This is a genomic window from Massilia yuzhufengensis (assembly GCF_900112225.1).
Taxonomy (GTDB): domain Bacteria; phylum Pseudomonadota; class Gammaproteobacteria; order Burkholderiales; family Burkholderiaceae_D; genus Telluria; species Telluria yuzhufengensis.
The window spans coordinates 1-25,499 of sequence record NZ_FOLD01000013.1 but is presented as its reverse complement, the minus strand read 5'-3'; the positions used below and the strand labels follow the sequence as shown (position 1 = coordinate 25,499).

The 25,499-nt window shown below is 59.9% G+C and carries 23 protein-coding genes; 11 read left to right on the top strand and 12 right to left on the bottom strand.

Features of this window, described 5'->3' with window-relative positions:
- The first annotated feature begins 78 nt into the window (after window positions 1-78).
- Together BM031_RS12505 and BM031_RS12500 are read left to right on the top strand one after the other, a co-directional pair.
- Window positions 79-762, top strand: a complete 684-nt coding sequence (locus BM031_RS12505) for a Fe2+-dependent dioxygenase (RefSeq protein ID WP_091874907.1) — start codon at window positions 79-81, stop codon at window positions 760-762.
- Window positions 759-1,280, top strand: coding sequence for a GNAT family N-acetyltransferase (locus BM031_RS12500; protein ID WP_091874906.1), 522 nt, complete (start codon window positions 759-761; stop codon window positions 1,278-1,280). Before BM031_RS12505 ends, BM031_RS12500 begins: the two co-directional genes overlap by 4 nt.
- A 155-nt stretch (window positions 1,281-1,435) precedes the next feature.
- On the opposite strand, the gene BM031_RS12495 is transcribed toward BM031_RS12500, so the two are convergent.
- The 7 genes from BM031_RS12495 to BM031_RS12465 form a co-directional block, all read right to left on the bottom strand.
- Complete coding sequence (locus tag BM031_RS12495; RefSeq protein WP_143084579.1) at window positions 1,436-1,585, bottom strand: lmo0937 family membrane protein; 150 nt, start codon at window positions 1,583-1,585, stop codon at window positions 1,436-1,438.
- A gap of 132 nt (window positions 1,586-1,717) precedes the next feature.
- Window positions 1,718-3,010 carry a PQQ-dependent sugar dehydrogenase gene (locus BM031_RS12490; protein ID WP_091874904.1) on the bottom strand — a complete coding sequence of 431 codons (1,293 nt, stop codon included), beginning with the start codon at window positions 3,008-3,010 and terminating at the stop codon, window positions 1,718-1,720.
- Window positions 3,007-3,438 carry a DUF2231 domain-containing protein gene (locus BM031_RS12485; protein ID WP_091874903.1) on the bottom strand — a complete coding sequence of 144 codons (432 nt, stop codon included), beginning with the start codon at window positions 3,436-3,438 and terminating at the stop codon, window positions 3,007-3,009. Before BM031_RS12485 ends, BM031_RS12490 begins: the two co-directional genes overlap by 4 nt.
- Before the next feature lie 152 nt (window positions 3,439-3,590).
- Window positions 3,591-6,299, bottom strand: a complete 2,709-nt coding sequence (gene acnA, locus BM031_RS12480; protein ID WP_091874902.1) for an aconitate hydratase AcnA — start codon at window positions 6,297-6,299, stop codon at window positions 3,591-3,593.
- Window positions 6,300-6,382: 83 nt separating this feature from the next.
- The gene (locus BM031_RS12475) at window positions 6,383-6,937 is read right to left on the bottom strand and encodes a hypothetical protein (RefSeq protein ID WP_091874901.1); all 555 of its coding nucleotides are present in this window, start codon (window positions 6,935-6,937) and stop codon (window positions 6,383-6,385) included.
- Window positions 6,937-7,926: an HpcH/HpaI aldolase/citrate lyase family protein gene (locus tag BM031_RS12470; RefSeq protein WP_091874900.1), complete on the bottom strand. Its 990-nt coding sequence runs from the start codon at window positions 7,924-7,926 to the stop codon at window positions 6,937-6,939. Before BM031_RS12470 ends, BM031_RS12475 begins: the two co-directional genes overlap by 1 nt.
- A gap of 101 nt (window positions 7,927-8,027) precedes the next feature.
- Complete coding sequence (locus BM031_RS12465; RefSeq protein ID WP_091874899.1) at window positions 8,028-9,017, bottom strand: malate dehydrogenase; 990 nt, start codon at window positions 9,015-9,017, stop codon at window positions 8,028-8,030.
- A 257-nt stretch (window positions 9,018-9,274) separates the two neighbouring features.
- On the opposite strand from BM031_RS12465, the gene BM031_RS12460 reads away from it, so the two are divergent.
- The 7 genes from BM031_RS12460 to gltA all read left to right on the top strand — a co-directional run bounded on the left by BM031_RS12460 (window position 9,275) and on the right by gltA (window position 15,454).
- Window positions 9,275-10,051 carry a GntR family transcriptional regulator gene (locus tag BM031_RS12460; protein WP_091874898.1) on the top strand — a complete coding sequence of 259 codons (777 nt, stop codon included), beginning with the start codon at window positions 9,275-9,277 and terminating at the stop codon, window positions 10,049-10,051.
- Window positions 10,052-10,285: 234 nt separating this feature from the next.
- On the top strand, window positions 10,286-10,699 hold the full coding sequence (gene sdhC / locus BM031_RS12455) for a succinate dehydrogenase, cytochrome b556 subunit (RefSeq protein WP_091874989.1): 414 nt from the start codon (window positions 10,286-10,288) through the stop codon (window positions 10,697-10,699).
- Between the two features lie 2 nt (window positions 10,700-10,701).
- The gene (gene sdhD, locus BM031_RS12450; RefSeq protein ID WP_091874897.1) at window positions 10,702-11,070 is read left to right on the top strand and encodes a succinate dehydrogenase, hydrophobic membrane anchor protein; all 369 of its coding nucleotides are present in this window, start codon (window positions 10,702-10,704) and stop codon (window positions 11,068-11,070) included.
- A gap of 2 nt (window positions 11,071-11,072) precedes the next feature.
- Window positions 11,073-12,851: a succinate dehydrogenase flavoprotein subunit gene (gene sdhA, locus BM031_RS12445; protein WP_091874896.1), complete on the top strand. Its 1,779-nt coding sequence runs from the start codon at window positions 11,073-11,075 to the stop codon at window positions 12,849-12,851.
- A 60-nt stretch (window positions 12,852-12,911) separates the two neighbouring features.
- Complete coding sequence (locus tag BM031_RS12440; RefSeq protein ID WP_091874895.1) at window positions 12,912-13,622, top strand: succinate dehydrogenase iron-sulfur subunit; 711 nt, start codon at window positions 12,912-12,914, stop codon at window positions 13,620-13,622.
- Between the two features lie 184 nt (window positions 13,623-13,806).
- Window positions 13,807-14,097, top strand: coding sequence for an FAD assembly factor SdhE (locus tag BM031_RS12435; RefSeq protein ID WP_091874988.1), 291 nt, complete (start codon window positions 13,807-13,809; stop codon window positions 14,095-14,097).
- A gap of 55 nt (window positions 14,098-14,152) precedes the next feature.
- Window positions 14,153-15,454, top strand: a complete 1,302-nt coding sequence (gltA, locus tag BM031_RS12430; RefSeq protein WP_091874894.1) for a citrate synthase — start codon at window positions 14,153-14,155, stop codon at window positions 15,452-15,454.
- 220 nt (window positions 15,455-15,674) lie between these two features.
- Here the strand turns inward: gltA and BM031_RS12425 are convergent, their stop codons facing one another.
- The 3 genes from BM031_RS12425 to BM031_RS12415 all read right to left on the bottom strand — a co-directional run bounded on the left by BM031_RS12425 (window position 15,675) and on the right by BM031_RS12415 (window position 17,895).
- Entirely contained in the window at window positions 15,675-16,424 is a 750-nt protein-coding gene (locus BM031_RS12425; protein WP_091874893.1) for an NYN domain-containing protein, read from the bottom strand.
- Window positions 16,425-16,759: 335 nt separating this feature from the next.
- Window positions 16,760-17,398 carry a TauD/TfdA family dioxygenase gene (locus BM031_RS12420; RefSeq protein WP_091874892.1) on the bottom strand — a complete coding sequence of 213 codons (639 nt, stop codon included), beginning with the start codon at window positions 17,396-17,398 and terminating at the stop codon, window positions 16,760-16,762.
- A gap of 11 nt (window positions 17,399-17,409) precedes the next feature.
- Window positions 17,410-17,895, bottom strand: coding sequence for a glycine-rich domain-containing protein (locus tag BM031_RS12415; RefSeq protein ID WP_091874891.1), 486 nt, complete (start codon window positions 17,893-17,895; stop codon window positions 17,410-17,412).
- A 264-nt stretch (window positions 17,896-18,159) separates the two neighbouring features.
- Between BM031_RS12415 and BM031_RS12410 the strand changes: the two genes are divergently transcribed.
- Window positions 18,160-20,847, top strand: a complete 2,688-nt coding sequence (locus tag BM031_RS12410) for a hypothetical protein (RefSeq protein WP_143084577.1) — start codon at window positions 18,160-18,162, stop codon at window positions 20,845-20,847.
- Window positions 20,848-21,074: 227 nt separating this feature from the next.
- A complete protein-coding gene (locus BM031_RS25075) occupies window positions 21,075-22,292 on the top strand; it encodes a HEPN domain-containing protein (RefSeq protein ID WP_143084576.1) in 1,218 nt (405 codons plus the stop codon).
- Window positions 22,293-22,646: 354 nt separating this feature from the next.
- Here BM031_RS25075 and BM031_RS25070 read toward each other — a convergent pair whose 3' ends face one another.
- Window positions 22,647-23,450: a hypothetical protein gene (locus BM031_RS25070; protein WP_143084505.1), complete on the bottom strand. Its 804-nt coding sequence runs from the start codon at window positions 23,448-23,450 to the stop codon at window positions 22,647-22,649.
- A gap of 15 nt (window positions 23,451-23,465) precedes the next feature.
- Window positions 23,466-25,037 (bottom strand): hypothetical protein, encoded by a 1,572-nt coding sequence (locus tag BM031_RS25065; protein ID WP_143084506.1) that lies wholly within the window; start codon window positions 25,035-25,037, stop codon window positions 23,466-23,468.
- Window positions 25,038-25,499: the final 462 nt, after the last annotated feature.

Here is a 25,499-nt window from a genome sequence, read left to right as displayed (position 1 = left end):
ACCACCCCCGCCGGGCAACCGGATTCACCCTCCTGATATGATCAGGAGGGTTTTTTTCGTCGAGAAGGGAAACGAACCATGATGCTGCATATCCCCGGTGTGCTGACGCGCGAACAGGTCGCAAGCATCCGCGCGTGCATGGAAGGCGCGCCCGAATGGGTGGACGGCCGCGAGAGCGTGGGCCCACAAGGCGCCCAGGTCAAGCGCAACCGCCAGCTCAAGGAAGGCTCGCCGCTGGCGGTGGAACTGGGGCAGCAGGTGAGCGCCGCCCTGATGGCGAACCCGCTGTTCTTCTCCAGCGTGCTGCCGCTGCGCGTGCTGGCGCCCTACTTCAACGCCTACGGCGGGGGAGAGCACTACGGCCTGCACATCGACGGCGCCGTGCGCGCCCAGCGCGGCGGCCTGCCGCCGGTGCGGGCGGACGTGTCGACCACTGTTTTCTTGAGCGATCCCGAAGACTACGACGGCGGCGAACTGGTGGTGGTCGATGCCTACGGCACCCACGAGGTCAAGCTGCCGGCCGGCGACGCCATCGTGTACCCATCGGGGAGCCTGCACCAGGTGCTGCCGGTGACGCGCGGCGAGCGGGTCGCGTCCTTCCTGTGGACCCAGAGCATGGTGCGCGACGACGCCAAGCGCGCCATGCTGTTCGAGCTCGACACCAACATCCAGAAACTGCGCGCCGCGCACGGCGAGAACGAGGCGACCGTCGGCATCACCGGGCATTATCACAACCTGCTGCGGATGTGGGTGGAGATGTGATCACGCTGGTACCGCCTTCGCACGGCCACATCGCCGCGCTGCTTGGGTTCGAGCTGGCGAATCGCGCGTTTTTCGAAGCCACGATCAATGCGCGGCCGGCGTCTTACTATTCGCTGGAGGGCGTGGGGCTGGCGGTGGGGCAGGCGATGGCGGACGTGTTTGCGGGCACGGGCTTCCAGTATGTGGTGCTGGACGGGGCAGGGGAGATCGCCGGGCGCGTGAATTTGAGTGTGGTGAAGCGGGCGCATTATCACAGCGCGGTGCTGGGCTACCGGATCGGGCAGGCGGCCTGCGGCAAGGGCTACGCGAGCGAGGCGGTGCGGCAGATGCTGGAGATCGCGTTCGGGAAGCTGGGGCTGGTGCGGATCGAGGCGGACTGTCGGGTTGATAATGTGGCGTCGGCGCGGGTGTTATTGCGTAACGGGTTCGTGCAGTTCGGGCACTCGCGCCGGAGTTTCGAGCTGGGGGGCGTGTGGTATGACCGCTTGCATTTCGAGGCTCACAAGCCCGTGGCCTGAAATCCTCGCACATCCCCGTCGTACCGGCCTTCGCCGGTACGACGGGCTGATGCTAGCGGTGTCGCAGCCGCCGACGCCCCTCACCACGTGCAAATACCAAAACAAAAGGCCGGAACCCTCAGGGTTCCGGCCTTTCAATTATGAACTGGCCTTCGTCAGAGCACTTTTCGCCCGCTGAACACGCGGATCAGGATCACGACGATCGCAACCACCAGCAGGATGTGGATCAGGCCGCCGGCGGCGAAGGAAGTGACCATACCCAGCAGCCACAGGACGAGGAGAATGATAGCAATGGTATATAACATGATGTGACCTTCCACTTTGGTGGGGGAGCTGCAAACCTGGTGTGCTGTTTGCTCTCCCGATGAATCCATCATCCTCCTTGCTACCAGTCTCTTCCGTGCGTTGTCGTACCTAAACGCTTATTTTATTGATAACTACTTGGTGCGCACCACGCGCCAGATCGTATTGGCCAGGTCATCGGCAATGATCAGCGCCCCGCGTGGATCCACTGTCACGCCCACCGGCCGCCCACGGGTCTTGCCTTCGGTATCCCGGAAGCCGGTCGCGAAGTCCACCGGCTCGCCGGACGGTTTCCCATTCGCGAAGGGCACGAAGATCACCTTGTAGCCGACCGGATTCGGGCGGTTCCAGCTGCCATGCTCGCCGACGAAGACCCCATTGGCGAACTTGTCACCCATGGCCGGCCGCGAGAAATCCAGCCCCAGCGCGGCGACGTGCGAGCCCAGGCTGTAGTCGGGCTTGATGGCGGCGGCGACCTTGGCCGGGTCTTGCGGCTTGACGCGCGGGTCGGCGTTCTGGCCCCAGTAGCTGTACGGCCAGCCGTAGAAGCCGCCTTCGCGCACCGAGGTCAGGTAGTCCGGCACCAGGTCCGGCCCCAGTTCGTCGCGCTCGTTCACGACCGCATACAGGGTGCCGGTCTCCGGCTGCATCGCCAGCGCCGTCGGGTTGCGCAGGCCGGTGGCATACGGTTTATAGGCGCCGGTCTTCACGTCGATCTGCCACACCATGGCGCGGTCGACTTCCGCTTCCATGCCGCGCTCGGTGATGTTGCTGTTCGAGCCGATGCCGACATAGGCGAAGCGCCCGTCCGCGCTGATCGTCAGCGCCTTGGTCCAGTGGTGGTTGATGGCCGACGGCAGCTTGGCCACGCTGGCCGGCTTGCCGGCGGCCTTGGTCTGGCCTTCCTGGTAGTCGAAGCTGACCAGTTCATCCTGGTTGGCCACATACAGCTTGTTGTCGGCAAAGGCCAGGCCATAAGGCGCATTCAGGTTTTCCGCGAACACGGTCTTGAGTTCGTACACGCCGTCGCCGTCGGCGTCGCGCAGCAGGGTCAGGCGGTTGCCGCCCTTGACCTTGGTATTGCCCTTGGCCTTGATGTAGCCGGCGATGACATCCTTCGGCTTGAGCTTGGCGGCGCTGCCGCCACGGCCTTCGGCCACCAGGATGTCGCCGTTCGGCAGCACCAGGGTCTGGCGCGGGATCGCGAGGTCGGTGGCGATCGCGGACACTGTGAAGCCTTCCGGCACGGTGGGCTTTTGCGTGCCCCAGGCGGTCGGCTCGGCGATCTTCATGCTCGGCAGCAGGCTGCCTTGTGGCGCCGGAAGCTTGGGATCGGCGCCGCGGTCCTGGGTAGGGGCCCCTTTTTCGGAGCAGGCGCCCAGCAGCAGGGCCGCGCCAAGGATGGTCAGTGTGCTGATCTGTTTCATGCGGCACCTCCGGAACGTGGACCCAGGCCCAACCAGGCCGAGACCAGGATCAGGACGAAGACGATGACCGACAGGATCAGGCCGGCCGGCATGGCGGCCCAGGCGTCCTTGGCATGCGTGAAGGCGTTGACCAGGCCCAGCACGAAGGTGAGAAGCAGCGCCAGGAAGTAGGAGAGGGGATGACCTGCCTTGCGCTTGGCGCGGACCAGGTTCACCAGCGCGAACACCAGCGCCAGCCCGCAGAACACCATGGCGCCGGCGATCAGCCAGGAAGCGAAATTACTCCACTGGATTTGCTGGGTGTTGTAGTAGGCGACATCGCTGAGCAATGCACCCAGGAATAGGGAGACGCTCCCTGCGAGCAGGATCGTATGAAGTACCCCCGGCGCGTTGCGGTAGGGCGGGTTGGCCGTGACTGCGGATGACATGGTGTGTCCTTGGAAGTGATGTTGTTCCTATAATCTTACCGACATTGCAATTAGCTCGTCGCATAGTTGGCCGTACCAAAGCAAAAGGCCGGGCCCCGCGAGGGGCCCGGCCTTTTATTCGCTACCAGCCCGCCTGAGCGGGCCGGGCACGATTACGCAGCCAGCAGCTGGCGCAGCACGAACGGCAGGATGCCGCCATGCTTGTAGTAGTCGACTTCGATCGGGGTGTCGATACGCAGCAGCACCTGCACGTCCTGCGACGTGCCGTCTTCACGGTGGATCACGAGGGTGGCCAGTTGTTGCGGCTTGATCTCGCCTTCCAGGCCTTTCAGGTCGTAGGTTTCACGGCCGGTGATGCCGAGCGAATCGACGCTGTCGTTGCCGATGAACTGCAGCGGCAGCACGCCCATGCCCACCAGGTTCGAGCGGTGGATGCGCTCGAACGAGCGCACGATCACGGCCTTCACGCCCAGCAGCTGGGTGCCCTTGGCCGCCCAGTCGCGCGACGAGCCGGTGCCGTATTCTTCGCCGCCGAAGATCATGGTCGGGGTGCCCGCTGCCACGTACTTCATGGCCGCGTCATAGATCGACAGCTGTTCGCCGGTCGGCTGGTGCAGGGTGATGCCACCCTCGACTGCCGAACCGTCGGCCTTGGCCGGGATCATGCGGTTCTTGATACGCACGTTGGCGAAGGTGCCGCGCATCATGATCTCGTGGTTGCCGCGGCGCGAGCCGTACGAGTTGAAGTCGGCCTTCAGGACGCCGTGCGCCTTGAGCCACTGGCCCGCAGGACCGTCTTCCTTGATCGAACCGGCCGGCGAGATGTGGTCGGTGGTGATCGAGTCGCCGAACACGCCCAGTGCGCGCGCGCCCTGGATGCCGGTAGCAGCTGCCTTCGGGGTCATCGTGAAGTCGGCGAAGAACGGCGGCTCGGCGATGTAGGTCGATTCAGGCCAGTTGTAGACCTGGCCTTCGGTGGTGGTCACGCGCTCCCACAGTTCGCCCGGGTTGCCCTTGACGTCGGCGTAGTTCTTCTTGAAGACTTCCGAGTTCATCGCGAAGCGCATCAGTTCGCCGATTTCCTGCGAGGTTGGCCAGATGTCGCCCAGGTAGACGTCGACACCGTTGGTGTCCTTGCCCACTGGCTCGGTCATCAGGTCGCGCGTCATGTTGCCGGCGATCGCGTAGGCGACGACCAGCGGTGGCGAAGCCAGGAAGTTCGAGCGGATGTTCGGGTGAATACGCGCTTCGAAGTTACGGTTGCCCGACAGGACAGCCGAGGCGACGATGTCGTTCTCGGTGATCGCGGCGTTCAGTTCCGGGGTCAGGTCGCCGGCATTGCCGATGCAGGTGGTGCAGCCGTAGGCGGTCACGCCGAAGCCCAGCTTGTCCAGGTAAGGCAGCAGGCCGGCGGCGGTCAGGTACTCGGTGACCACGCGCGAGCCAGGGGCCAGCGAGGACTTGATGTGCGGGGCCACCGTCAGGCCGCGCTCGACGGCTTTCTTGGCCAGCAGGCCGGCAGCCAGCAGCACGCTCGGGTTCGAGGTGTTGGTGCACGAGGTGATGGCGGCGATCAGGACGTCGCCGTTCTTCACGCGCACGCCGTTGGTGGTCTCGTAGACCTTGTTCAGGTCGTCCGGGTTCTTGTTGAAGCCGTTCTGGGTGGTTGGCTTGCTGAACAGGTCGGCGAAGGTGTTCTTCACGTGGCCCAGTTCAATACGGTCTTGCGGGCGCTTCGGACCAGCCAGCGATGGCGTCACGGTCGACAGGTCGAGTTCGACGACGCGGGTGAAGTCGATCTCGCCTTCCTGCGGCACGCCGAACATGCCCTGCGCCTTGTAGTAGGCTTCGAAGGCAGCCAGTTCTTCTTCGGTACGGCCGGTGCCGCGGAAGTAGTCGACGGTGGCTTCGTCCACTGGGAAGAAGCCCATGGTCGCGCCGTATTCAGGCGCCATGTTGCCGATGGTGGCGCGGTCGGTGGTCGACAGCGAGCGGGTGCCTTCGCCGAAGAACTCGACGAACTTGCCCACGACTTTTTCGCGGCGCAGCAGTTCGGTGACGGTCAGCACCAGGTCGGTCGCGGTGCAGCCTTCGCGCAGCTTGCCTTTCAGGTTGACGCCGATGACGTCCGGGGTCAGGAAGTAGACCGGCTGTCCCAGCATGCCGGCTTCGGCTTCGATACCGCCCACGCCCCAGCCGACGACGCCCACGCCGTTGATCATGGTGGTGTGCGAGTCGGTGCCCACCAGGGTGTCAGGGTAGTACACGTCGCCCTGCTTCATGACGCCGCGCGCCAGGTATTCCAGGTTGACCTGGTGGACGATGCCGAAGCCCGGCGGCACGACGCCGAAGGTGTCGAAGGCTTGCATGCCCCACTTCATGAACTGGTAGCGCTCGTTATTGCGCGAGAATTCCAGCTTCATGTTCAGGTCGAGTGCATTTGGCTCGCGGAAGTGGTCGATGGTGACCGAGTGGTCGACCACCAGGTCGACCGGCACCAGCGGCTCGATCTTCTTCGGATCGGCGCCGTTGCGGGCGGCGACGTTGCGCATCGCGGCCAGGTCGGCCAGCAGCGGCACGCCGGTGAAGTCCTGCAGCACGACGCGCGCCACGACGAACGGAATCTCGTCGGTGCGTTCGGCGGTCGGGCCCCAGTTGGCGAGCTGCTTGATGTGCTCTTCGGTGACCTTCTTGCCGTCGCAGTTGCGCAGCACGGCCTCGAGGACGATACGGATCGACACCGGCAGGCGCGACAGGTTCACACCGAGGGCTTCACCCAGGGCTGGCAGCGAGTAGTACTGGCCGGTCTGGCCGGCGCCGGCCGGGAATTCCTTCAGAGTGTTCAGGGTGTTGCGAGACATATGCTCTCCTTCAGTGGGATATTGTTATTCAATACCGTTGTTGCAGCCATAAAAACAGGCGATCCAGGGCAGTAGGCCGTGGATCAGCTTTTCTTTTCTTCCGGCAGGGCAGCCGTAACCGGCGCTGCCTGCACGGCGTTCTTGCATTCGTTGGCCAGCTGGCGGTTCAGGCGCGAATCGAGCAGGATGCCCTTGGACGGGATGCCGATCCAGATCAGGCCCCAGTACGGGTTCTCGAAGCGCAGCGCGCCGGTGGTGGTGCCGACGCGGGTGAGCCGGTGCACCCGCTTCTTCCAGCGCAGCGCGATGTTGGCAGGGTCTTTCTCGTTGGTGTAGATCGTGACCTTGTTATTGAGCTCGCAGGCGTACTCGGTGGTGATGGTGTCGGTGATGTCCGGTTCGGTTTCTTCGGCGGCATCGAAAGCGGCGGCGGCGCGCACCGATGCATCGGCAGCGGCAGCGCCCTTGGCCGGCTTGGCCGACTTTTTCGCCTTGGCGTCGGCCTTGGCCTTGGCCTTGACGACGGCTTCGGCTTTCGGGTGCTTGGTTTCGGGCGCGGCATGCACGGGTGCGCACATGCTGCCGGCGGCGAGCGCGAACGCACCGGCCGCCAGGAATTTGGAGAGGTAATGGGACATCAGTTGGAATCCGTTTGGTTGACGATTGCCGCCGCGGCTTCCGGCAGCGCGAGGCCGGCCAGCTTCGCACGCTGCAGCACCGTCCAGTAATAACGGTAGCTGGCGCGGTCGTGCAGGCGGCCATGCTGGGCGATCGGTCCCCATCCGGCCGTCATCGCTTCGAGCAGGATGTTGGTGGCTTCGTTCACTTCCGACAGGCGCGGCGTGAAAGCCTTCAGGATGGGTTTGATCTGGTCAGGGTGGATGCTCCACATGCGGGTGAAGCCGAATTCGGCGCCGGCGCGCTGGGCATCGTTGGCCACCACGGCGCTGTCCTTGATGTCGGTGGTGACGTTGTGCGAGGCCACCTTGCCGTGCGCGTGGCAGGCGGCGACCATCTCGAGCTTGGCGCGCACCACCAGCGGGTGGGTGAACTGGCCCGGGGTGCGCATGGCGCTGGCCGGCACCGCGCCATAGTGGGCGGAGACAAAGTCCATGATGCCGAAGGACAGGCATTCGACCTGGGGCAGGGCGGCGATGTCGTAGGCTTCGCGCAGGGCGCCGTGGGTTTCGACCAGCACGTGCACCGGCAAGTCGGTGCGGCCGGACTGCGCCGCGTGCTGGTTGATCAGGTCGATCGCGCGGATGACTTCGGCGGCGCTTTCCACCTTCGGCAGCACCACATAGGCCAGGCGCGCGGCGGCCGAGCCGACGATGGTGGCGACATCGGCGGCGAAGTGCTCGCTGCCGCTGTCGTGCAGGCGCACGCCGATGCGGTTGTAGCGGTTATCGTCGCTGTTGACCAGCATGGCCACCAGCGCCGCGTGCGCGGCTTCGCTGCCTGCGGCGGCGCCGTCTTCGCAGTCGAAGGTGATGTCGAACAGGGGGCCAAGCTCTTGTTGCAGGGCCATCGATTTGCGCATCAGCTTCTCCGAACCGGCGTAGTGATCGCAGGAGGGGAGGAGGAGTGGCTGGCGTTTGCCCTGGAATAAAACCTCGGAAGGATGCATGTGTTTGTCGCTCGAAGCAGATGCAGCCGCGCCGCCGGGGGTGGCGGCACGGCGCGTGCGGCGGACGGGAGGCTGTTCAGGCTCCATCTGCCGCGTGGAACTTAGGCCAGCAGGTGCGCCACGCCGTCACGCTCTTCAGTCAGTTCCTTGAGGGTGAGGTTGATGCGCTCTTGCGAGAACTCGTCGATCTCCAGGCCCTGGACGATCTTGTATTCGCCGTTTTCAACGGTGACAGGGAAGCCGAACATGGTGTCTTGCGGGATGCCGTACGAACCATCCGACGGGATGCCCATGGTGGTCCACTTGCCGCCGGTGCCGACGTGCCAGTCGTGCATGTGGTCGATGGCGGCGTTGGCAGCCGATGCCGCCGACGACAGGCCGCGTGCTTCGATGATGGCGGCGCCGCGCTTGCCGACGGTCGGCAGGAAGGTGTCGCGGTTCCAGGCGTCGTCGTTGATCATGTCCTTGACCGATGCGCCGTCGATGGTGGCGAAGCGGTAGTCGGCGTACATGGTTGGCGAGTGGTTGCCCCACACGGCCAGTTTCTCGATCGACGACACCGGCTTGCCGGTCTTGGCGGCCACTTGCGACAGGGCGCGGTTGTGGTCCAGGCGCAGCATGGCGGTGAAGTTCTTGGCCGGCAGCGAAGGCGCGGACTTCATGGCGATGTAGGCGTTGGTGTTGGCCGGGTTGCCGACCACCAGCACCTTGACGTTGCGCGAAGCGACGGCGTCGAGGGCCTTGCCCTGCACGGTGAAGATCTGGGCGTTGGCTTCCAGCAGGTCCTTGCGTTCCATGCCAGGGCCGCGTGGACGTGCGCCGACCAGCAGGGCGAAGTCGACATCCTTGAAGGCGGTCATCGGGTCGCTGTGCGCGGTCATGCCGGCCAGCAGCGGGAATGCGCAGTCGTCGATTTCCATCATGACGCCCTTGAGCGCCTTCTGTGCTTTTTCGTTGTCGATTTCGAGCAGCTGAAGGATGACCGGCTGGTCCTTGCCCAGCATGTCGCCGTTGGCGATGCGGAACAGCAGGGAATAGCCGATCTGGCCGGCCGCGCCGGTGACGGCGACGCGCATTGGGGTTTTAGCCATGATGAATCTCCAAAGTGGGAAAGAAAACGGTCGAGCAGAGGATGCGAATTCGGGAAAACAGCAATGATACCAAATGCGGCACCCTGTCAAATGGATATCGCGCGCGTGTCTGAGAGAACGCACGGAGGTCCAGCCGACCGCGAGTTTATTCCTCGCCTATTCCATCTGTCAATTCATATCATATGTCTTATATAAGACACATGTGTTGAGGGGTATGCACTGGACGTAGTTGCACATTTATGGTGAAATCGTGGTCTATGAACCCCGTCCCGCCCAACCAGGCCAGCGATGCCGCAACTGCCGCACACGCCGGCCAGTCGCCTTCGTTCCGCCCCCTGTACCAGCAGATCAAGGCCCTCATCACGCAGAGCCTGCAGTCGGGCGAATGGAAGCCGGGCGAGCTGATGCCGAGCGAAGTGGAGCTGGCCGGGCGCTTCAAGGTCAGCCAGGGCACGGTGCGCAAGGCCATCGACGAACTGGCCGCCGAGAACCTGGTGGTGCGCCGCCAGGGCAAGGGTACGTTTGTCGCCACCCACGCCGAGGAGCGCGCCCACTTCCGCTTCCTGCGCCTGATGCCCGACGAAGGCATTCCTCATCATCCCGACAACCGCTTCCTCGACGTGCGGCGCATGCGCGCCCCGGCCGAAGTCGCGCGCCTGCTCGATTTGAAATCGGGCGACGCGGTGGTGTACATCAAGCGGGTGCAATCCTTCGATGGCCAGCCGACCATCCTCGAGGAGCTGTGGCTGCCGGGGCAGCTGTTCAAGGGCCTGACTTCCGAGCGGCTGGTGGAATACAAGGGCCCGATGTACGGCCTGTTCGAATCGGAATTCGGCACCCGCATGATCCGGGCGACCGAGAAGATCCGCGCGGTCGGGGCCGATGCTGCGGCCAGCGAGCACCTGCAGGTGGCGCCCGGCACGCCGCTGCTGTGTTCGGAGCGGGTGTCGTACACCTATGGCGACAAGGCGGTGGAGTTGCGCCGGGGTATTTATTCGACGCTGCGCCACCATTACCAGAACGAATTATCGTAAGAAAAACACGGCGTTGACGATCCAACGCCATTGTGGCGGACCGATCAGGGCCCTGCAGCAATCGCATGAAGCGATTAAAATATGTTGGTTTTGAGAAAGCGCCGAACACTACCCGGTTCGCCGCCCGACGCAGGAATCCTTCACCGGGGTTTGGTGTCAGTCACAAAATCGGCGAAAATGAAGGGTTCATTAAAAAATTGTGTCTTAAAGGGGAGGTGTACCATGTCCGAAGCCGTGAGAGAAGCTGCAAAAAAAGGGCGGCCGGAGTTCCGCAACATTGGCATTGGCGATATTACCGGTAAATATCGCATGCCACCATCGGCCATCGTGTCGATCCTGCACCGCATCAGCGGCGCCGCATTGTTCCTGATGCTGCCGTTCCTGCTGTACCTGCTGCAAGAGAGCCTGCGCTCCGAGATCTCGTTTGCCCACTTCGCGGGCATCGTCGATAACGTGTTCGTCAAGATCATCCTGCTGGGCCTGTCGTGGGCTTACCTGCACCACTTCACCGCCGGCGTGCGCCACCTGTTCATGGACAACCACTTTGCCCTGGACAAGGACGCCGCACAAAAGACCGCACGCTGGGTGCTGGTCATCGGCCTGGTGCTGACCGCGCTGGTCGGCCTGAAAATGTTCGGAGTGTTTTAATTATGGCAACCAAGAATAATATCGGACCGCGCCGCCTCGTCGTCGGCGCCCACTACGGCGTGAAAGACTGGCTGGCGCAGCGCGTCACCGCCATCGTCATGGCCGTCTACACCATCGTGCTGCTGGTCTCCTTCCTGACCGCGCAGGACTTCAGCTACGAAGGCTGGGCAGGCCTGTTCGCGAAACAGTGGTTCAAGCTGTTCTCGCTGGTGACCTTCCTCGGCCTGTTCTACCACGCGTGGGTCGGCATCCGTGACATCTGGATGGACTACGTCAAATCGGCCGGCCTGCGCCTGCTGCTGCAACTGTTGACCATTTTCTTCCTGGTCGGCTGCGCCGCGTGGACTGTGCAAATTCTCTGGAGCGTGTAATCGTGGCAGCAATCAAAACTGCAATCCCTACCCGTCGTTTTGACGCGGTCATCGTTGGCGCCGGCGGTTCCGGCATGCGCGCTTCGCTGCAGCTGGCTGAAGCCGGCCTGAACGTCGCGGTCCTGTCGAAGGTCTTCCCGACCCGTTCGCACACCGTCGCAGCGCAGGGCGGCATCGGCGCCTCGCTCGGCAACATGAGCGAAGACGACTGGTACTGGCACATGTTCGACACCGTCAAGGGCGGCGATTACCTGGGCGACCAGGATGCGATCGAATTCATGTGCCGCGAAGCGCCGAAAGTCGTGTACGAACTCGAACACTTCGGCATGCCGTTCGACCGTAATCCCGACGGCACCATTTACCAGCGCCCGTTCGGCGGCCACACCGCGAACTTCGGCGAAAAGCCGGTCCAGCGCGCCTGCGCCGCGGCCGACCGCACCGGCCACGCGCTGCTGCACACGCTGTACCAGCGTAACGTGCGCGCCCGTACCCACTTCTTCGTTGAGTGGATGGCGCTGGACCTGATCCGCGACGCCGACGGCGACGTGGTCGGCGTGCTGGCCCTGGAAATGGAAACCGGCGACACCATGATCCTGGAAGCGAAGACCACCATCTTCGCCACTGGCGGCGCCGGCCGCATCTTCGCCGCATCGACCAACGCCTTCATCAATACCGGCGACGGCATGGGCATGGCGGCGCGTGCCGGCCTGCCGCTGCAAGACATGGAGTTCTGGCAGTTCCACCCGACCGGCGTGTCCGGCGCGGGCGTGCTGATCACCGAAGGTGTGCGCGGCGAGGGCGGTATCCTGATCAACTCGGACGGCGAACGCTTCATGGAGCGCTACGCGCCAACCCTGAAAGACCTGGCGCCGCGCGACTTCGTGTCGCGTTCGATGGACCAGGAAATCAAGGAAGGCCGCGGCTGCGGTCCGAACAAGGACCACGTGCTGCTGGACCTGCGCCACATCGGCGCCGACACCATCAAGAAGCGCCTGCCTTCGATCCTGGAAATCGGCCACAAGTTCGCCAACGTCGACGCGACCAAGGAAGCGATTCCTGTCGTCCCGACCATCCACTACCAGATGGGCGGCATCCCGACCAATATCCACGGCCAGGTGGTCGCACCTGACGGCACCGGCGGTCAAAAGATCGTCAATGGCCTGTACGCGATCGGCGAATGCGCCTGCGTGTCGGTGCACGGCGCCAACCGCCTGGGCACCAACTCGCTGCTCGACCTGCTGGTGTTCGGCCGCGCGGCCGGCAACCACGTGGTCGCGTCGAACCTGAAGCAGAAGCTGAACAAGCCGCTGCCGGCCGACGCCGCCGACGCCGCACTGGCCCGCCTGAACCGCCTCGAGACCTCGACCGGCGGCGAGAAGGTCCAGCACGTCGCCAACGACATCCGCGCCACGATGCAGAAGTACTGCGGCGTGTTCCGTACCGATGCGCTGCTGAACCAGGGCGTGACCGAGATCATGAAGCTCGACGAGCGCCGCAAGCACGTGTCGTTCACCGACAAGTCGAAGGTGTTCAACACCGCCCGCGTGGAAGCGCTGGAGCTGGACAACCTGATCGAGACCGCGAAGGCGACCATCGTGTCGGCCGCCGCCCGCAAGGAATCGCGCGGCGCCCACGCCCACAGCGACTACGAGAAGCGCGACGACGACAACTGGATGAAGCACACCCTGTGGTTCTCGGACAGCAACCGCCTCGAATACAAGGCCGTGGTCCAGAAGCCGCTGACCGTCGACACCTTCAAGCCGAAGGCACGGACTTTCTAATATCCAGTAATTTACTAGGCCGGGACATCTGCCCCGGCCTGACCAGAACAGGTAAAAATAATGGCACGTACCGTCCAACTGAAGATTTACCGCTACGATCCTGACAAGGATGCGAAGCCTTACATGCAAGACGTCACCGTCGAGCTGCAAGACACCGACAAGATGCTGCTCGACGCGCTCCAGCGCATCAAGTCGGACGTCGACGATACCCTGAGCCTGCGCCGCTCGTGCCGCGAAGGCGTGTGCGGTTCGGACGCCATGAACATCAATGGCAAGAACGGCCTGGCCTGCACCACCAACCTGAACGAACTGACCCAGCCGATCGTGTTGCGTCCGCTCCCAGGCCTGCCGGTGGTGCGCGACCTGATCGTCGACATGACCAACTTCTTCAAGCAGTACCACTCGATCAAGCCGTTCCTGATCAACGACTCGATCAAGCCGGAGAAGGAACGCCTGCAGTCGCCGGAAGAGCGCGAAGAGCTCGACGGCCTGTACGAGTGCATCCTGTGCGCCTGCTGCTCGACCTCGTGCCCGTCGTTCTGGTGGAACCCGGACAAGTTCGTCGGCCCGGCCGGCCTGCTGCAGGCCTACCGCTTCATCGCCGACTCGCGCGACGAAGCCACCAACGAGCGCCTGGACAACCTGGAAGACCCGTACCGCCTGTTCCGCTGCCACTCGATCATGAATTGCACGGACGTGTGCCCGAAGGGCCTGAATCCGAACAAGGCGATTGGCAAGATCAAGGAATTGCTGGTTCGTCGGGCGATTTAAGTTTTTCCCGTCTGTTCGGGCGGGAGTTGAACGCACGTCCGGCGTAGCCGAACATCCTACCTAGGGTGGTCGGGTCCCCCGAGCGCGCGTCCAACAACCGCACGCATCTTGCCGCATTCGTCTGCGAAGATGCCGCCAATACAGTAAAAGTACCGTACTGCCGAATCCCGGCCTACGGAGTATGATGTTGACCCAACAACGGACTCTAGTGAAAACGCATCAATCCGACCCTGCGAACCGCGCCCGCCTGCGCTGGCGTTCCCGCCGCGGCCTGCTCGAGAACGATTTGATCCTCACGCGCTTCCTCGATGCGCATGAAGAAGAATTGAGCGACGAGGACGTCGATGCGCTGACCCGCTTGCTGGACCTGGCGGACAACCCGCTGATGGACCTGTTGCTGGGACGAACCGAGCCTGAAGGCGAGGTCGACCAGCCGCAAGTGCGCGCCCTGCTGGCGCGCCTGCGACAGGCGTAGGTCAGCCAAGTTTTCGTTTTTTGTTTATAGATCCACTCCCACAGAAGGAAGTGCCATGAATATTTCTGATACCAAAGCCACCCTGTCGTTCTCCGACGGCAGCCCGTCGGTCGACATGCCAATCTACAAGGGCACGATCGGCCCAGACGTCATCGACATCCGCAAGCTGTACGGCCAGACCGGCAAGTTCACCTACGACCCGGGCTTCATGTCGACCGCGGCGTGTAACTCGAGCATCACCTACATCGACGGCGACAAGGGCGAACTGCTGTACCGCGGCTACCCGATCGAGCAGCTGGCCGAGAACTGCGACTTCCTGGAAACCTGCTTCCTGCTGCTGAACGGCGAACTGCCGAACGCCGAACAGAAGAAGACGTTCGACGACACCGTGACCAAGCACACGATGATCCACGAGCAGATGAACTTCTTCTTCCGCGGCTTCCGCCGCGACGCGCACCCGATGTCGGTGCTGGTCGGCACCGTCGGCGCGCTGGCCTCGTTCTACCACGACTCGCTCGACATCAACGACGCCAAGCAGCGCGAGATCTCGGCGATCCGCCTGATCGCCAAGCTGCCGACCCTGGTCGCAATGGCCTATAAATACTCGGTCGGCCAGCCGTTCATGTACCCGAAGAACGACCTCTCGTACAGCGCCAACTTCATGCACATGATGTTCGCCAACCCGTGCGAAGAGTACAAGGTCAACGACGTGCTGGTGCGCGCCCTGGACCGCATCCTGATCCTGCACGCCGACCACGAGCAGAACGCATCGACCTCGACTGTCCGCCTGGCCGGTTCGTCGGGCGCCAACCCGTTCGCCTGCATCGCTGCCGGTATCGCCTGCCTGTGGGGCCCTGCCCACGGCGGCGCCAACGAAGCCGCACTGACCATGCTGAAGGAAATCGGCTCGGTCGAGAACATCCCAGCCTTCATCGAGAAGGTCAAGGACAAGAACTCGGGCGTCAAGCTGATGGGCTTCGGTCACCGCGTGTACAAGAACTTCGACCCGCGTGCAAAACTGATGCGCGAAACCTGCCACGAAGTCTTGGCCGAGCTGGGCCTGCAGGAAGACCCGCTGTTCAAGCTGGCGATGGAACTGGAACGCATCGCGCTGGAAGACGAATACTTCGTCTCGCGCAAGCTGTACCCGAACGTCGACTTCTACTCGGGCATCGTGCAATCGGCACTGGGCATCCCGGTCTCGCTGTTCACCGGCATCTTCGCCATGGCCCGCACCATCGGCTGGATCGCGCAGTGGAATGAGATGATTGCCGATCCAGAGCAGAAGATTGGCCGTCCACGTCAGCTGTTCGTGGGGTCGCCAGTACGTGATGTGCCGGCGATTGATAAGCGTTAATCGTTAGCGTCCCGCGTAGGGGAAGCGGTATCAATAGAGAGCGGGCTTCGGCCCGCTTTTTTTATCTACACGTGAAATGTTATGTGCTATCACGCGTTAAACTGAGTCGTTGCTAATGTCTGCTATCGGCCAGAAGCAGACACATCGAAGCTTAAACCTCAGAGGAGCGTAATGTTCTGCCCGTCAACGGCCCATGGTAGAAAGGCGGCGTTGATCTGTACTAACGTCTCTGGACAGGCTTCGCAGCCTTAAGCGCTGCTCTCGGCGCACGTGGCTTGACGTACATTGCGGTGTTATCGCTTCGCATTTCAATATCGAACGTCCCGCTCGCACGGAGCACCTCGCCCAGTTTCTTGTAACCGTAGTTGATCGGTGAAAAGGAACTGGTGTTCGAAATATATTTCCCTACCTTGCTCAAGTGTGACCACCCGTCGATCTCGGACACCTGGTCGACGGCGTTGCGCAGCAGTTGCATCAGCGCATGGTCTTCGATGAGCGAGCTGTCGCCTGCAGGCGCGGCCGGCAGCGACTGGTCGACCTCCGGCGCCGGGACTAGGTTCTCGATATAAATGAATTGTGAACACGCGTGCACGAACGCCGAGGGTGTTTTCCTTTCGCCGAACCCAAACACCGGCAGGCCGCTCTCAAGGATTCGCATGACCAACGGGGTGAAGTCGCTGTCGCTCGTCATCAAGGCGAAGCCGTCAACGTTCTTGCTGTACAGTAGGTCCATCGCGTCAATGATCATCGCGGCGTCAGTGGCGTTCTTTCCGCTCGTATACGCAAACTGCTGCAGGGGCCGGATTGCGTTCGCATGCAGCTTCTCCACCCAGCCATTCAAGTATGTACTCTTCCAGTCGCCATGGGCATGCCGCACGTTAACTGTGCCATGCTTGGCGAGCTCGGCAAGCACACCCTCCACGGCGCTACTGCTCACGTTGTCGCAATCGATCAGCAGGGCGATCCGCATGTCATTCGTTTTCAAAATTGCCCCTGTGTAAGAGTCGGTTCGATCATACTGGTATCTAGAATGCCTGACAAACGAATAGTTTCTGCCGGAGCAACCTATCCTTACAGTCAGCTATCAGCCAGAAGCATTCTCTGCCGAACGACCACAATCCGCCCTAAGCGGCCGTTGCCAGCCAAAGGAGGTTATTGCCAACTCTACAATATGCCCGGTTGGAGCGTTGTCATAACGCTGTTTTCGCGCAGCAGAACAACCCCGATGCGTCTGCACAGAATGAGGCATCCATGCAATAACCATCTGCCGATGGACCTGGCAGGACGTCTACCGTCAGCAGTACATCACTGTTGCGGTCTGGTGAGCTCCTTTTTCCCAATCCAATACCGGGTAAGCCAGCGATGGCTGTCTCTTGGGAGGGCATCCCGCGAGTGGAGCATGCGCCGGTTATCAATGAGCAGTGATTCTCCTGCATGTAACAGGATGCGCCGCTGATGACGCGATTTGCCCAGTTCGGCTTCAAACGCGCGAACTGATGCAGGTCGCGGTTGCATGCATAGCCACGGCGCGTAGAAAATTTGCTTTCGCTTCGAATCGTAAAGTGGATGGGTACCGGTCGGCACGAGAGTTTGCACGCCAGGGCAATGCAGCTCGACGCCTGCCAGTTCTGCTGCGAGCTGCGCGTGAAGAGCGTGGATGACGCTCCGCGTGTCGACCAGTATATTTGCGCCGGCGCCGCTACCGTCCTGCTGGTGACAAAACCAGAGAATCAACCGGACGTCGGGATGATCGGTATGCGGCGGAATACTACCGGCCGAGCTGAGGTAGGTAAGGCCGTTACCGACCCGCACCTCGGTCATATCCAGCACAGCTCCCAACCGGTTCGCGATAATGGCGGCCATTGCGGCTGTGCCGGGCTTGAGTACGGCAAAACCGTATTCAGCCAGCCGAACCGCGATGTCGGGTAACCCGTCGATGGCCATATCGGACGTACTCAAGCGGCCAGTGAAGGCTGGACCTTCTTGCTGGAGCACGCATGCCAGCAGCGTCCCACGCAGTCGTGCCAGCAGTTGGTCGACCCATGCACTGCTTGCGTGGCATAGGGTTCGCCATACATTGCCTGCCACTTGCGTGCGGTCTGTTCAAAGGCAGCCTGGAGCTGCGCCGCTTCATCTTCGCCCTTGCCGAAGCCACCGTCGTGGTCAAGGATTTCCCCAAACAGCCGCAGGCAGTCGCCATGGTACGCCCTCGGCGACAACATATGCAGATGCCACATCTCATCGATATCTCTGGTGGGCGCATGCGGTACGCCGGGATACATGGCGGCCAGGCGCAAAAAACGTTCGTACCGGTCCAGTGCACGGGCAGCGTCCTGCCGCGTCCATCCTTCCGGCTTTTTCTCGGACCGTTCCCAAGCGCGAAGAAGGTCAACCGAAACCGGGTTTGGAAAAGGAGTGGGTGAAGTCGAATATATGAGCATGTAACTTTCCTGACGGGTTAAGGCTATAAAAATGTTGTGTCATTGCGAAAGTGCTGCACGGCGTCGCCAGACAGAAATGGCAGCGGAAATGACACATGGGGCACCATAGATGGTTGGGTTGACCGCTTTTGAATCGGTTCACCGTCAGATCAGCATAGCGACGACAAGAATGTAGGGCAACAGAATTGCATCGCAATGCACCAATGCATTTTGCGTTGCAGAGACCAGATCCTGCACTACACTGCTACCTTTACTGGAGACAAAATGCGTACGCCTATCCGTACAGCCCTCGGGGGCAGGTTCAGCTCGTTCGATGCACTTGCGAAGGCGATGACAGAAACGCCGATAAGCGATGGCTGGCCGCGTTACCGTTCGCTTGGGGCCAAAATTGGCCAGCTCGACCAGGGTAAGACAGGCTGGTGGCTACAGCGTCCGGAGCAGCTACGAGTGCTGCTTGACTTGCTCGGGCTTTCTGGTCCCGATGTCGGTATTCATCCAGACGCTTTCGATGGACTGTTTGCGTTCTCAGACTTTCCGGAGCTACCGCCGCTTGATGCACGCCGTGAACGATTCTGTGACATCGCCGGCCCGGGCCCGCTGCCCCGGGATCGGGACAGAGCTGAACTGGATCTCTGGCTCGAGGACCGGCCGCGCTCTCTGCACCGGATGCCAACGTCTACCGTCTGGCTGCACGTTCCGCCCCGGACCGGGCGTAGTGTCCTGCTCGCTACCTTGACCAGTACTGGCCGTTATGAGGTACTTGTAAAAAATACGCTGGCTGACGTCGGCGAACTCCTTGCTGGAGCGGAACCGATCGTGATTGCTGTTAGCGCAGATGGCGGCATGCTGGATCTCCTGGCGCTTGCACGACGCCCCGAGGATGCAGGAACACTGATTATTGCGCCGTTCGCGGCCCCGTCTCGCAGGGATGCCGATCCGCTCGAAGACTGGTCGTGGGAAGGAATGACAGGCGAAAAACTGGACCGCCAGCTTCTCGGCATGACGAATCCGGGCAGCCTGCGTAGCGCGATCCAGCCCGTGCAATGGCAACTTCACAGCGGGTGGCGCCAGAAGTTATTGAACTGGGTCGAAGCGAGACTGTCCCGACATGACAGCGATACCCTGTTCTCATCCACCAGTCTGGGCGAGTGGCTGGACAGTTTCGATCCGTTGCAGGAATGGATCCGTACGCCGGCAGACTTGATGGCGCTATGCCGGGTCACTCACCACGGTCTGGAAAAAAGACTTCCTGACCGCGGCATGCGGAACGCCGGGCAGCAGCTGCTAACCGCGATGCCCTTGTCGGGGCCGGGCGAGGAAGCACTATTCGCCAGACTGGCGTGTGCCCGATGGGAGGATTTCACACAGCCATGGCGCAATGCCCTGCCTTACGCAGCTTGGGAGGGGCTCGCGCCCGCGCCCCCCAGTCGCGTCGACCTGCTCGCGATCGCCGAGGAGTCTGACATGGATGAGCGTTATAGGCAGGTGACCCGGCTGGCCAGGCAGCCGGATACGGCAGGCCTGCGCCTGTTGTCAGGCGCTGGCCTGCTGGCGCGCAGTTCCAACGGCTGTTTCGACCTTGAGCCACGGGTACTGGCAGACCTGGCTGTACGCGACCATCTTCTTGTGACAATGACGAGCGGTAGAGTAGACAAATGGGGGATGGCATGTTTCGATCCGGAGCGGCGGGCCACAGTTGATGCTGCGCTCGATGCGCTCGATGACGGCGATCTTCTTGCTGCAGTCGAGGGCGTGCTGCATAGAGGGTTCCAGAGCGCTGCCGGGCTGGCTGCGGCAGAGGCGCTCTTCTGTACTGTCGGGCGGCGTAAGTTACAGGGCAGGCAAGTGCCAGATGGTGTCCATGCGCTTGCATCCGCTGTAGTACCGCATCTGCCACTTGGCGTGGATGGGTGGACGCTGCCAGGTCCATGGACTCGCCCGCTGTCGATGCCAGCGGAGTGCTGCGAATGGTTGGCAGTGTGCTGGGCATGGAGCCTGAGCCCTAAACCAGAGATGCCCGCACTGGCCGGCTATGCAGGCTGGCTTTTTGCCGGGTGGTGCGATGACCTGCCTGAAACGCCTTTCTGGCTGCGCAGCCTGACGCCGCCTTCCGAAGGCAGTACGTACATCGACGCGTGGACCAGTGTCTTAAAAGCGGCCCAGGCAGTCGTCCGCCATCGGACCGTGTTAGTCGATGATCCGCCATCGCTGTGGCACGGTGCTCTGCTGGCTGCCAGCATTTATGGCGCATGGCCAGCCCAGGCTGTATGGTGGGAAGCTGTTCACGCCGATGAGACGATGACAGAGATATTGCTCACGCAGCTGAAACACCACGGCAGCGCCGGCGCAACGAACGTGTGGCCTTCACTTATTGCACATGAGGCAGAAGCGATTTCAACTGGCCAGATCAGGGCGATGTTTTCGCCTGTCCGCATCGCGATACTTGAGCAGCTCGACGCCGCGGTAACAGTCAAGGGGCTTGGCCTGCAGGAACGGCGTTACGCAGTGCGCAATGCGCAGCTGATGCCGCCAAAGGTACGCCGCATGCTTCTCGACAGTCTTGCTCCTGAAGAGCTGGAGGAAGACATACAAAGCGCGGATAGGCTGTTTAAAGCTTGCGGTCGCGAGGCCGTAGCGTCCCTGGTACGATGGCTTGATACAACGATCGGCTGGTTCGCTGCATCACAGATGTGGGAGCACAATCCAGAGTTCACCATACAGTGGATCGAAGCCCATGCTGCAACCAATGCCGAGCTTGCCGAAATGGTGCTTGATGCATGTCCGCAGAGCGAATCCGCTCGCGCTGCCGGGGTGCTGCTGCGTGACCGCACGCTGCTCGATTTCGGAGCACGGCAGGACTGGGTAAGGAACCGGCTGCCAGGATCGGGGATGGCAGCCACCGTGCTGGTAGCGCTGCTCGAGCAAAGCGGTAGCAGGAATGACAGGGCATAAGCTAGAAACGGTCGAATACAACCATGGATCCGACGCGACAGGGTAGTGACCATGACGAGGCTGGCCGCGGCTCAACCTTTGACTGTAAAGCGGCCGGTTCTGACGTGGTTTCCAGCCGATTGCAGACCTGTTATAACGTCCGCAATCGGCCAGGACCGGTCGTTGAGGCTGATTTAAGGCTAGCTAACGACCTTACAATTATTAGGTTGCAAATGCTAGAGCTAACCATGAATGAGCAAGTTGACGTTGCAGAATTAGTGAACCGCATGATTGGATATGCGGTTCAGGGCTTTATTCCTCCTAAAGCACGTAAGTTTCCTCGGAATGCACACGGTATATCTATTCCTCCAGATTATGTCCAGGACTACTATGCAGCTGTCCGCGATCTATTTCAACGTGAAAAAGCCATAACCACTACTTACTCGCCGATCAATTTTGAAAAAGAAGTCATCAAGTTTATCGCACCCTTTGTAATTGGATCGCAACAAGTCGACAGGAAGGCTGTGACTGCGTTTCTGCAGGAGCTTAAAGGCCGACTATTCATTCCACATGATGTGTTCCGGCCAATTCACCGAATAATAAAAAGGGCGGAGTCAGGTCCGGTAGTGCTCGGAAGTTACGTTATCTACCACATTGATAATGATGCGACTGCGCTCAATGAAGCGCTAAGGGGGACGATCGATGACACCTTAATGGATACATCTGATCCCTACCTCATTCGCTGTACTGTAGACGCTCGGGACCAGTTGATTGCTTTAGAACTAGCAGATGCGCGCTATGAGCAGTTTGAAAACGCGATCTACTGCATGTTGGGGCCTGAAAGTGTCTTTGCTCCTACAATCTTCGGATCACCCGGACCTATCGCAAAGAAAACAATAGTGATGAGTAAGGCGACGTGGTCGTCTTCAATTGGTAGCGATTCTGCTGCTAACGATCTAGACATAGATGATCCGTATTTCCTCAAGTCAGACGTTGGATTCGACAGGATATGGGCTCATTTAGGGGCGAAGTCAAACACCAAACTTATGCAGAAGATTTTGCTAGCAGTCGACTGGGTAGGGCAGTCAATTGCTGAGAAAGTTTCGTCGAGCGCATTCATCAAAGCCGCTATTGCTTTAGAAGTCCTATTTACCCCTGAAAAAGGTAGTTTTGCTCCTTCAATCGTTTTTCAAATTACAGAAAATGTAACCCTTTTGCTTGGCAAAGATGAAGAGTCCCGAGCCCGTGGCGAACGCGAGTTTAAACGGCTTTACGACATACGCTCAAGTATCGCGCATGCTGGCAAGACCGACGTTGAGCGAACGGACCTCGTTTCTATTCAAGAGATGGCCAGGCAGGTGATATTCAAGTTATTAACGGCGCCTTCTGTTAAGGACTGTGCTACTCCCGACGACCTAAGTAAGGTGCTAAAAAAGTTAAAATACAGCTGCCCACCTGTCAACTAAGCTTTCATTTTTCTGACCCTAGGTGCGCGGTGAAAGACGTAGGCAGCTCGAGTTTTGGATAGTAGCGAAGGGGATGCAAGATAGAATGTAATAACCGCTGAGTCCTACTCAGTGCGGCTATCTGCGCGCGTCTGTACTACGTTACAAACGACGCCTATCATAGTTGGACCGTCGAAAGCTGAGCTTATGGTGAAGCGCTTGAAAGTTTGCAATGCTGACTGTGTCGGCTTTGGGTCGAATCCGGTCCTTCGTGAAAGTCCGCGATTTTCGGCCCTGGCAACCTGCTATGCTTAGCTCAACGACCGGTTTCGGCCAGCCGTTTGAATTTCCATCAAGGAAGGGGTTAGGTTTCTCCTAATTAAGCTTTGGCTTTCCGACGTTCAATAGCTTTCCCATAGTAGAGGAATCATACTCTGGAATTCCCTTGCCGTTGCGGCGATTGCCATCTTGCGCGCCAAGTTCTCCCTTACCGGCTTTATGTTCACCAAGCTGTCTCCCGCTAAGCGCTTCACTAGCAGGAGGACTCCGCGAGCTGAGCATCTCCTGTTGTGCCTGGCGTGCTGAACTACGATGCTGATCAGATTCCGGTCGCGGTTCATTTGTACGCACAACGCTAATTTGCTTCTGTACTGGTGGGGCCGGGTCGAACGCGGCCGTTGACTTAGCAAGAAAAGATCCTAGTTCATATTCCTGCGCGACCGAAAACGCCTCACCGGAATTCCGTAACTCTCGCCAGCTACGCGCGACTGATATGCCATTGATGAAGAGCGATACGAACTCGGCAGCTTCGTGGCTCTGATGGTGCTCTCTTCGAAAAGCCCGGTAACCAACGTATACAGCCGAGTAAAACGGATCAGTGATCAGGTCCTGCGCAAAGCTGATCTTGTCAAATTGTTCTTGACCAATATTATTCGACAAATATAAATTTCCAGAAAAAATATGCACCATTGATGCGCTAAGCGAGATTGCGCCCAAGATGAGAGGAAAGCCTGTGGCAGTCCCCACCACAACGCAACCTCCAATCAACATGATGGATCCCAGGCCGATGGAAGTGAGGCCTTGCAACGTTCGATCGGTCGAATTCCCTGATCGCGCACCCTCCAAGAACAGGCCCGTTGCCAACGGTCCGCCCGGACGAATTATTCGTTTCATTCTCATTATCTCGCTCCCGGCCTATATCGATTTAATGAAAGCACGAATGCGAATTGCTAGTAACACTTCGTCAATCTTACTGCGCTTTGCCGCGGCCAAAATAGCTTGGGGCCGGGCTCGAATACTCCTTTGGGAAATTCGAATTTTCCATAGCGTGTCAGGTTTAAGGTTATGAATGGCGTCCGAATATACTAAGTCACTATCATTGCTTGGTCCCGACTGGGATGCCAGCTTGATGCGACCGATTGTGACTGGGGGACGTTTAAAAATAGGAGCTCCCGCCACTGAAAGCGAAGCGACGGTGATTCTTCCACTATACACCTGCAAAACGGCCTCCTCGCCAGGTGTGGCCATACTGACGAGCAAGCCGACTCCAATCATCCGAACGCGATCCAAGTCCAATATCTCGCCTCCGTAGTCCTCGAACAACATTTCCTTAGTAAGCTTAAACTCAAAGATGCCCGATCCATCATCTAGGGCTGTTGTGTATTGAGCGGCCGACACCAGCGGTTTTCGTGTGCCGTCGAGGTTGGCAAGAATTTCTTGGCGTAAAGGTATAAGAACGGTGAACTCCGTCTCGTGCTGCGCGGCCGCCTCCATCAAATCGATCGAATTCCTGCACCAAGCGACAAGCGCGTCAACGACGTCGCCTGCAGTAACCTGCTCTTGACTGAATTCTGCAAGAATCTTTTCCCGGTAGGGTGATAGCAAAAACTGTTTCTCCGACCACTTCCGAATAGTGTCGTCCGTGGTATCCGAAGTAAATAGTTCGAGTTCCGAGTTGGGGCCGTACAGTTCGGTAAATGCAAGGGACGCAGCATAACTACGCTGGTACGCTTCACCCAAGCTCTCCATGTAGTACGGAAGTAGTCGTAAGTAACGTTCTTTAAAGTTTTTCGCACTTCCTTGTTGGAGAAGTTCAGCTTTGTGCGCGCTTAAGCTATTCCTTGCGATAACCATATTCGACAACGCAGCATCATGTTGTACCGCGTTGAAGTTGGCGAAATTTTTTGCAGCATCGGCATCGGCTAGCGTGCGTTCACTTTCGACGGTTTTTTTGTTTTCCACTCCCGCTGCGATTCGATAAGCTTCGGATAAAGCTTCAGCAGCCGGTTCCGATGAGCTGTTGGCGATGACATATTCAGCTACTTGCAAGGATTGCAGTCCTTGCTGATAGTGCAGGCCCTCATTCACAGCCGCAATTTCTAACGCGGCGAGCTCATTCCGAAATCTAAGTGCGTCGTCAAGCAACGAACTGGCGATCGACAAATTCTGCTCTACTTGCCTCGGGTCGAATTTTGGTTCACCTTTGGCTGCAATCTTGTTCCAATTTTGTCCAGCCGTTCGTACCGCAATCGAAGAAAGACTAGCCACGTCTTTATCAAAAACTTGTAGCCACTTGCGGAGATCCTTATCCTCTTCAACAAAAGACTTAGTCAATTCTTCACGGATCGTCCGAAAGTCGCTGCCTTTTGCACTTTTTATTTGTGGAAGGGATTTGTTTCTTGCCGCTGCGGATGCGGCCCCCGAAGTAACGGCTGCGGCGCCAATCGCACCAGTAGCACCTAGCAAAAAATTGCGTCGATCTTTCATCGGATTAGTCCCCAATATTCAAGTGAAATTTCGTGTTTGCATTATGACATTGCTAATTTATCACTGCACGAAATATTTCGCGACGGCTTTGTTCACTTGAGAGGCTTAACTTGAATCGATGCCAACCATGCGGACATTCACTTAGAGACGTTCGACGGCTCAGATGCATAGTGGGAACCAATCCGAGGCTTGTTCGCCATTTTCGCCCGGTGGGCGGGTCAAGTTCCAGTACCGTGCGGACTGTCTGACCACGGTAGACCGTTACCAACTCGCTCATGAGACTTCCCGGACGATCTGCGGGTAGGTCCTAAGGCGCTTGACCAGGCGCTCACCGTCCAGCATCAGGGGGCGTACGCCAGCGGCTACCATGGCGCCCTCTTAGTCGCGGCAAATAGCTGCAGCTTAGGGGCAGGCGGAGCTCATGGGCTTCTGCCTATCTGCGGACGTCGGCTTTGGGTCGAT

Coding starts and splice junctions, on each gene's coding strand:
- BM031_RS12505 (WP_091874907.1), top strand. CDS start 79: ATGATGCTGCATATCCCCGGTGTGCTGACGCGCGAACAGGTCGCAAGC.
- BM031_RS12495 (WP_143084579.1), bottom strand. CDS start 1,585: ATGTTATATACCATTGCTATCATTCTCCTCGTCCTGTGGCTGCTGGGT.
- BM031_RS12490 (WP_091874904.1), bottom strand. CDS start 3,010: ATGAAACAGATCAGCACACTGACCATCCTTGGCGCGGCCCTGCTGCTG.
- BM031_RS12485 (WP_091874903.1), bottom strand. CDS start 3,438: ATGTCATCCGCAGTCACGGCCAACCCGCCCTACCGCAACGCGCCGGGG.
- acnA (WP_091874902.1), bottom strand. CDS start 6,299: ATGTCTCGCAACACCCTGAACACTCTGAAGGAATTCCCGGCCGGCGCC.
- BM031_RS12475 (WP_091874901.1), bottom strand. CDS start 6,937: ATGTCCCATTACCTCTCCAAATTCCTGGCGGCCGGTGCGTTCGCGCTC.
- BM031_RS12470 (WP_091874900.1), bottom strand. CDS start 7,926: ATGCATCCTTCCGAGGTTTTATTCCAGGGCAAACGCCAGCCACTCCTC.
- BM031_RS12465 (WP_091874899.1), bottom strand. CDS start 9,017: ATGGCTAAAACCCCAATGCGCGTCGCCGTCACCGGCGCGGCCGGCCAG.
- BM031_RS12460 (WP_091874898.1), top strand. CDS start 9,275: ATGAACCCCGTCCCGCCCAACCAGGCCAGCGATGCCGCAACTGCCGCA.
- sdhD (WP_091874897.1), top strand. CDS start 10,702: ATGGCAACCAAGAATAATATCGGACCGCGCCGCCTCGTCGTCGGCGCC.
- BM031_RS12440 (WP_091874895.1), top strand. CDS start 12,912: ATGGCACGTACCGTCCAACTGAAGATTTACCGCTACGATCCTGACAAG.
- BM031_RS12435 (WP_091874988.1), top strand. CDS start 13,807: ATGTTGACCCAACAACGGACTCTAGTGAAAACGCATCAATCCGACCCT.
- gltA (WP_091874894.1), top strand. CDS start 14,153: ATGAATATTTCTGATACCAAAGCCACCCTGTCGTTCTCCGACGGCAGC.
- BM031_RS12425 (WP_091874893.1), bottom strand. CDS start 16,424: ATGCGGATCGCCCTGCTGATCGATTGCGACAACGTGAGCAGTAGCGCC.
- BM031_RS12420 (WP_091874892.1), bottom strand. CDS start 17,398: ATGGCCATCGACGGGTTACCCGACATCGCGGTTCGGCTGGCTGAATAC.
- BM031_RS12415 (WP_091874891.1), bottom strand. CDS start 17,895: ATGCTCATATATTCGACTTCACCCACTCCTTTTCCAAACCCGGTTTCG.
- BM031_RS12410 (WP_143084577.1), top strand. CDS start 18,160: ATGCGTACGCCTATCCGTACAGCCCTCGGGGGCAGGTTCAGCTCGTTC.
- BM031_RS25075 (WP_143084576.1), top strand. CDS start 21,075: ATGAATGAGCAAGTTGACGTTGCAGAATTAGTGAACCGCATGATTGGA.
- BM031_RS25070 (WP_143084505.1), bottom strand. CDS start 23,450: ATGAGAATGAAACGAATAATTCGTCCGGGCGGACCGTTGGCAACGGGC.
- BM031_RS25065 (WP_143084506.1), bottom strand. CDS start 25,037: ATGAAAGATCGACGCAATTTTTTGCTAGGTGCTACTGGTGCGATTGGC.